This window comes from Succinimonas sp. (assembly GCF_045225735.1).
Lineage (GTDB): Bacteria > Pseudomonadota > Gammaproteobacteria > Enterobacterales > Succinivibrionaceae > Succinimonas.
In genome coordinates this window covers 1-7,620 of record NZ_JBGVBR010000099.1, presented here as the reverse complement: position 1 = coordinate 7,620, position 7,620 = coordinate 1, and the positions used below count along the sequence as shown (strand labels likewise).

Genomic DNA, 7,620 nt, shown 5'->3' with positions numbered 1-7,620 from the left:
CAGGCTCTTGTCCACGGAGGGAATAACCGGAAAGCCGTGATACGGAGCGTTGTAGATGATTCTTTCGGTGCCAGGATCCTCCACCATCAGAAGGTCAATGCACTTCTTGCCGGTGAGCATGTTCATGTTTTCCACGGAGGCGGTGAGATTCTTTTCCCTGATGAGATGCTCAATGTCCTGACGGATCTCCTCGATGGTTTCCAGGGAGCTCTTTTCATAGCGCTCCTGCTGGATGGAGATGAGCACCGCCGTGTATTTGCTGTAATTGTGGAACAGCCGGTAGTTTTCCGGGAAGTAGGGCGCCTTTTTCACTACGCCCACCTGCACGCCCTGAAAGAACACCGGGGATTCGGCCTGAAGTCCCCGATCCGGATACGGCAGCAGAATAACATAGTCCAAAGTGCGGCTTTTGGCATAGGTGGGCACAATGCTGGTGCGATCATTGTAAAGGGTAAAGACGTGATCGTTTTTAACCGGAACGTCATCCTCGTCGTTCAGGCTGCCTTCAATGTTGTCAAAGCTGATGCCGCCGCTGATGATGTTTTCCAGGGAGTCGGTGTCCACCTTGAGGCCTTCGGTGCCCATGGAGAAGGTGATGCCAGAGGAGATCCAGAACTTGGTGCCCGAATCTATGATCTTGGAGTAGGGATAGGACACGAATACCCGGTAGGCCATGACCTGCTTTTGAAAGTTGTAATTGGCGTCAATGATATATCCGGCTTCAATGCCCTTGAATTTCAGAATGCTGCCCGGAGAAACTCTTTTAAGGGATTTGGAATGCAGCGTCAGAAAAAGTCCCCGGTCATCGGTGGCGATGGGAGGATCATCCAGCACCGAAAACATCTTTGACGGTCTCGGGCTGTTTCCCGGAGAAAGCTCGATATAGTATCCCGAAAGCAGGGTATCCAGGCCGGTTACCCCCTGGCGGTCGATGCGCACCTTCTGGATCCAGAAGCGGGAATCCTCCCGGATGAGATCCTCGGTGCCGGGATCCATGCGGGCGGTGGCAATAACGTTTTTGCGATCCGGGGACAGCGATATGCTCTCAATTTTGCCCACGTTCACGCTGAGGGCCTTGATGGCGGTCTTTCCCGCTTCAATGCCGTCAGCCTTGGAGAGAATAAGAGTGATCTCCGGTCCCTTGTTGAAATGGGAGCGGTAGATGAGCGTTCCCGCAATGATCAGGGCGACGATGGGAACAGTCCAGATAAAGGAATAGAGCTTTTCCTTTTTCACGGTGAGGATCTTATCCATCTTTTTTCATATCTCCAGGTTGCTGGAAGCTGCTCCGGGGCTGCTTCCGGTTGTCTATTCTTTTGTCTCTTTCGTCTTGCGGGGGCTGCCCCGTAACTGATTCAAGCGATTCAATCAGCCGGTTCAGCTGTTTTACAATCCATAACGTTATCCGGCGGCCGGGGCCGGCACCTGTTTGTTTTGCGGTTCCTCCGGGGGCGTCTTATCCGGAGTAACCTTGTCATCTTCCGCATGGGAATGATCCGCGCGATCCTTGCCGTAGCCCCACAGCAGCCGGGGATCAAAGGATCTTGCGGCAATCATGGTAAGAATCACCACCGCGGCAAAGGAGATCATAGCCGAGCCGGCGTAAATGGTCATCAGGTTCTGAATGCGGACGATGGTGGCCATGATGGCTACCACAAACACGTCCACCATGGACCACTTGCCGATAAATTCCACAATGCGGTAGACCACGGTCAGGAAGACCCGGTTCCGGGTTCTGCGGAGCTTTTTCACCGACCAGCAGAGATAGAGCAGAAGCAGGATCTTGATAATGGGGATGAAGATGCTGGCAATCAGAATCACCGCCGCCACAAAATAGGAGCCCAACTCCCACAGGGTGATGACGCCGTCAATAACCGTAGACTCCAAATCGCTGCCCAGATAGGTGGTCACCATCATGGGGTAAATATTGGCGGGAATGTACATCACAATGGCCGCCAGAGTGAAGGCCAGGGTTTTATGGAGAGACTGGGCACTGCGATCCCGGATGCCGGTATGGCAGCGGGGGCATTCCGTTTCGTTTTCCATGTCCAGAATTTCCCCGCAGCAGGTGCAGGAGCAGAAGTTCTGCGGCTCGGCCCTGATGCCTGCGTCCGGGGATCTTTTAAGATGCTTTTTGTCCCGGGGCGCGAAGTAATTCCACATTTCCTCTTCGCTGAAGCGGCTCACGGCCAGAAGGTAAAAAATGGCAAAGGCGAAGAAGGTCCAGAAGCCGGATCCGTACTCGATGTTCACCATGCTGATAAGCTTGATAAGACTGACCAGCACTCCCACCATGAAGACCTCTACCATGCTCCATTCCACATTGAAATGCAGAATCTTCAGGAGAAAGGGCATGAAGAAAAAGCGCTTTTTCAGGATCTTGCCTGTATCTCCGGCAATGATGGTCAGGAGGGTCATCAGGGGAAGAAACTGCATGAAGAGGAAAATCACGAAGCTGGCCGCCCACATGTCCTGAGCCCCCAGCACCGTGGTGTAGTCCAGTACCTGCATGCCCTGCTCAATGCCGGCGGCGGAAATGGCCATAAAGGGAAGGGAGTCCGTGGCCGCCAGAAAGAATATGGCCGCCAGGGCATAGCAGAGAGACACCCTGGAAGGGCGTACCCGGTAGTGATGGACGGCGTTGCGGCATCTGGGGCAGTAGCCCACAAGATGACCTTCTCTCGGGGGAACCTCCAGCACCAGATCGCACTGCCCGCAGATTACTTTTTCAGGATTGTCGGTCATAGGGAGACACCGGCGGACACAGGAAACACAGCTGCTGATTTTAACAGAATGCCATTATAAAAGAATCCCGTGCGTTTGGGTATTTTTTAGGCGGTTATCTCCTGTTTTTGCCGGGGGATCCCAGGCGGAAGCAGAAGGCCGGGAAGATATGGATCCATGCTGCCAAAGCCCCGTGGACGGCGGCGGAAGGGCGTAAACAGCCGGTTTTTTCTCCGGAAGTTTTCAAAATCCCCGCTTTCTCACGGTTTGCCGGACAGGAATTCCTATAATTAAGGACATGATCGGATAAACCATGCAGTTCAGGGGGATCTTATGCGGAAGTTCATCTATGCGGCAATGCTGCTCTCAGGGGGCATGCTGGCCATGGGACAGGCCTGTGCGGACGAAGAGGATACCGGAGACGCCGGGGATGATCCTGTTTACTATGAGGCATTCTGCATGAATGAAAACCTGCCTCTCCCCGGAACCGCTGATCCCGAGGCCCGGGATTTTCTTAAGGCCTTTGCGGACAAATGGCAGTCCCCGGGAATCAAGGACTATCTCAGCCGGAAGCTGCCTCCGGTATCCTCCGGCAATATCGAGTATCCTCCGGAGAGCGATGAAGACACGGAGGATGAGGACGAATCTTCGGAATATTTCACCGCCCGGGTTTACCGTTCCCCGAAAACCGGACTTTCCTTCGCTCTCCACATTGCCTCCCAGGAGGATCTTATGGGCACGAGCTCCTTCTGCTTTTACCGATTCAGTCCGGAGACCCGGGGGCTCATTCCCTTAAAGGACTTTTTTGACAAAAGATACGACGGCTTTAACAGCGTGAATTACGGCTATCTTATCGAAGAGGACGGCAGCATCTTCCAGGATACCTACTTCATGTACGATGAAAGCGAGGTGCCTCTCTACACTATCGAGCAGAAATACGAATGGGACGGGAGCGACTTCACCCCGAAGACCGGATCCCTTATTACCGGGAAAAAGCTCGTGGCTCCGGGGTCTCCCGACGGCAAATGGGATCGGCTTTCCCTGACGGATATCGACGGGGACAATATTCCGGAGATCTGGCTGTCCCGCTCCGACAGCGGAAACACGGAGGTATTTGCCGGGAACGGCGGCATTGTCCGGCTGTCCTCTCTGGACAAGGCTCCTAAGGAGTTCCGGGTGACTCCGCATGGTATCGTATCCTCCGATGATTCCGGGCTTAATGTCTCCTATGCCGAGCTTAAGGACAGCCAGCCGGTAAACCAGCTCCGGGTTTCCTGCAAGGAGTCCGAAGGCGGGGCGAAGTCCTGCTCTTACAGAATGAACGGCCGGAACATTGCGGAGGAGGAAGCTCAGACCTTCATCCGGCAGTTTGATGATGCCCGGGAACCCGAGCCGGTGTTTATCAGCATCACTGGCATCGTAAGCAACGAGGATACGGAATAAGCGGAAAGGGGCAGAAAGAGGATGATGGCAAAAGATAAAAAGACGCCGGGACAAAGTGTTTATGCTGACTATGCCGTTCTTAAGCCCGCCCGGGTGCGTTATACCAGCAAATGGCCCTTGTACAGAGCCGGAAAGTTTTTTTTTGCGGCCTGTCCCTGCTGCGGCGCCGTTGTGCTGTTTCAGATTGCAGCTCCCCGCAGGAGCGATATTGTCAACCCTGATGATGTTCCCGCAGAACAAATGCCCAGGGGGGATGACGATCCCCGGGATCCTGTTTATGGAAAGCCGGTCAGCCGCTGCAAAAAGTGCGGCAAGTTCTATTTCAATCAGTATGTTTATGAGGCGCAGCATTTCCGGAGCGCTGACCGGGGCTTTTTCGGCTTTATGAGGAAGGCCCTGGTTCCCCGACTTGTCTCGGCCGGTCTTCTTTTGATCTTCACCGTTATTGATGCCGCCGGGATCCGGGGCTGGAATCTTCTGGATCTCATGGGCTCCGGAGCTTCAGAGAATCAGGAGGCTTTTCTGGAAAGCCTCCTGATAAATATTACCGGTCTCCTTGCGCTGTTCGTGATATTCCTGGCATATCATGTTTCTTATTCGCTTAACGATACCTGGGGACATAAAGGCGTCCGGGTTAATGCAAAGGATCCTGAATATATCAAATTCCTGCGGCGCATAGGTCATCCGGTGCCGCAGCAATATCTGGACATTCTGAGGGAATCCCCGGAAGATGCGGTCAAAGTCTCCGCCCGGGAACGGAATTTTGCCGAGCTTCCATCGGGCAGACGTCTTTACCGGAAACGGAACGGACATTGTTCCTGCTGCGGTTATGAGTTAGACAATACCCGGAAATTTCCTGCCCGGCTGGGAAAAGCGGTCAGAGTCTGTCCCGGCTGCAAAAATGAATATTTCGATGCTGATTTCTGGGAACTTGCCCGGGAAGGTTATCCGGAAAAGACCTACGCCAGGATCCGGAGGGAGTGCGGCAACAGAAGAACAATGGTAAAAGTGATTTGCGGCTTTTCTTTATTTATGACGGCGATGGTATATGTCAGGATGGTTTATGAGCCGCTTTTTTTCAGTGACAGATATCCTCTCTTTACTGCAGATCCCCCGTACAATGAGATCGATGTGGCGGTAGCTACTGCGGGCCTCATTTTTGCTGTATGGCTTTTTCTGACAGTTGAAGAGAAGTCGATTGAAGCCTGCCGGGAAACCGCCTGCCCGAAAAGCAAATTCCGGTCATATCTGAAAGAATCTGAGCAACGGCTGCGGGATCGCCGCTATGCCGAATGCTACGATCTGGGCAGGAGGATGCTCTCCGGCAAGGACGCTCCGGAGGCAGCCCCTGACAAATCCGGCGCGGCATAGCGCGTTTCAGGCCGGGGCGGCAAAGCCGGAATGGCAGCCAGGGGAATTTAACAGGAGTCAGAGAGGAGATCACCGCATGAATTTTCTGTTTGTTTCCGATTCCTTCAAGGGCTCTCTCACCAGTGAGGATACGGCGGAGCTTCTGACCCGGGCGGCCCGGGAGGTGTTCGGCGCTGATACTGTCTGTCAGGGCCTTCCGGTGGCGGACGGCGGCGAAGGCACCATTACCGCCATAAAACATGCCTCCGGCGGAGAGTTTATTGCGATGACGGTTACCGGGGCTGCCGGTAATCCCGTTACCGCCCGTTATCTCGCCATCGACGGAAAGCGGGCCGTAATAGAAATGGCAGAGGCCTCCGGACTTACCGGCACTCCGCCTGAAAAGAGGAACCCTCTTTACACCACCAGCCGAGGCACCGGAGAGCTTATCCGGGATGCTCTCCGGCGGGGATTTACGGATATTGCGGTATCTCTGGGCGGCAGCGCCACCAACGATGGCGGTATGGGAGCTCTCATTGCTCTGGGAGCCGTCTTCCGGGATGAGGTCGGGACTCCTCTTTCCGGCCGGGGCGAGGATCTTATTTATGTCAGGGAGGCGGATCTCTCGGGACTGGATCCCCGCCTTCAGGAGATAAAGCTCACGGTAATGAACGATGTCCGGAACCCTCTTACCGGCCCCCGGGGAGCGACCATGACCTATGGCCCGCAAAAGGGCGGCACTCCGGAAATCCTGGCCAGACTGGAACAGGGCATGCGGCATTACCGGGAGATCATTATTGAAAAGACCGGCCGGGATCCCGATGCCTTGCCAGGAGCCGGAGCAGCCGGCGGACTGGGAGCGGCTTTGGGAATTATTCTCAGGGGGGAGATGCGATCCGGCATTGACACGGTGCTGGATCTTCTGGACTTCGACGCCCGGCTTAAGGAGACGGATCTTGTGGTGACTGGCGAAGGCCGCACCGACAGTCAGACTGCCTCCGGCAAGGTGATGCAGGCGGTGGGGGAACGCTGCCGGAAGCATGGCGTGCCTGCCGCGGGGCTTTCCGGATCGATGGGAGACGGGGCCATGGAGATTCTGGATCACGGCATCTGCTCATTAATGACCTCCGTGAACGCTCCCATGTCTCTGGATACGGCTCTCACGCGGGCCCGGGAGCTTTACTATGACGCGGCTCTCCGGATGTTCCTTTTTATCAGAACCGGCATGGAGATGGGGCGCCGAGGAGCGCAGGCGGAGCAGGGAATACTCGGCAAATAAGTTTGCAAAAACCGAGTCAGCAAGTTTTTGATTTCAGGAAATACAGATATGTTTGCTGCCACCGCAGATACTCTGGAAGAGAAGTTTAAACTCATCCTTCCTCACTTGAACGAAAGCCTGAGACGGAAATATCTTGCATCCGAGGCTATTGCGCTGGGACAGGGCGGGATCAAAACGGTCAGTTTGATTTCGGGGACGCACAGAAATACCATTAGTTTGGGGATCAGGGAGCTCAGAGCAGGAGACAGCCCCGGAAGTTTCGGGCAAACTAAAACCTCGCCTAAGGTGAGAATCAGAGCCAAAGGCGGCGGAAGGAAAAGCCTTCTGGAGAAGCAGCCTGAACTTCCTGAGGCTTTGGAGCGTCTCTCAGATTCGGACTCCAGCGGAGAATCCTCAGGCCCGTTGCGCTGGACAATCAAAAGTTTGAGGACGCTTGCCGCCGAGTTGCAGAAGGAAGGTTTCGTTATCCATAAAGACAAGGCTGGCGATTATTTGAAACAGCTTGGCTTCAGCATTCAGCAGAATCAGAAAATGAAGCAATCAGGACCGGAAGCTGAAAAACGCAAGGAGCAGTTCAGGCACATTAACGCTACGGCGGCCGTATATCTCAGCCAGAACATTCCTGTAATATCAATATGCTGCAAGAAGAAGGAAAACATTGGTAATTTCAGGAATGACAGCGCTGATTATGTTATTTCAGGGATCACTCCGGACACCGCTGTGTTTGCTGCAAATTTCATTCGGAACTGGTGGAACTATATGGGGAAGGAACGTTATCCCAAAGCTTCAAAGCTGTATATTACAGATGACGGAGGCGGAAGCAG

At 54.2% G+C, this 7,620-nt stretch carries 6 protein-coding genes; 4 read left to right on the top strand and 2 right to left on the bottom strand.

The genetic code is table 11. The features are described from left to right. Positions 1 to 1,254, bottom strand: a 1,254-nt coding sequence (locus tag ACJROR_RS03480) for an intermembrane transport protein PqiB (protein WP_406545880.1), incomplete at its 3' end; no start/stop codon positions are given. 147 nt (positions 1,255 to 1,401) lie between these two features. Then, positions 1,402 to 2,745 carry a PqiA/YebS family transporter subunit gene (locus tag ACJROR_RS03475; protein WP_406545879.1) on the bottom strand — a complete coding sequence of 448 codons (1,344 nt, stop codon included), beginning with the start codon at positions 2,743 to 2,745 and terminating at the stop codon, positions 1,402 to 1,404. A 312-nt stretch (positions 2,746 to 3,057) separates the two neighbouring features. Between ACJROR_RS03475 and ACJROR_RS03470 the strand changes: the two genes are divergently transcribed. The 4 genes from ACJROR_RS03470 to ACJROR_RS03455 all read left to right on the top strand — a co-directional run. After that, positions 3,058 to 4,167, top strand: coding sequence for a hypothetical protein (locus tag ACJROR_RS03470; protein WP_406545878.1), 1,110 nt, complete (start codon positions 3,058 to 3,060; stop codon positions 4,165 to 4,167). A 21-nt stretch (positions 4,168 to 4,188) separates the two neighbouring features. Further along, positions 4,189 to 5,538, top strand: a complete 1,350-nt coding sequence (locus ACJROR_RS03465) for a hypothetical protein (protein ID WP_406545877.1) — start codon at positions 4,189 to 4,191, stop codon at positions 5,536 to 5,538. 76 nt (positions 5,539 to 5,614) lie between these two features. Next, positions 5,615 to 6,796, top strand: coding sequence for a glycerate kinase (locus ACJROR_RS03460; RefSeq protein WP_406545876.1), 1,182 nt, complete (start codon positions 5,615 to 5,617; stop codon positions 6,794 to 6,796). Positions 6,797 to 6,844: 48 nt separating this feature from the next. After that, on the top strand, positions 6,845 to 7,620 hold a 776-nt coding region (locus ACJROR_RS03455; RefSeq protein ID WP_406545875.1), incomplete at its 3' end, for an ISAzo13-like element transposase-related protein.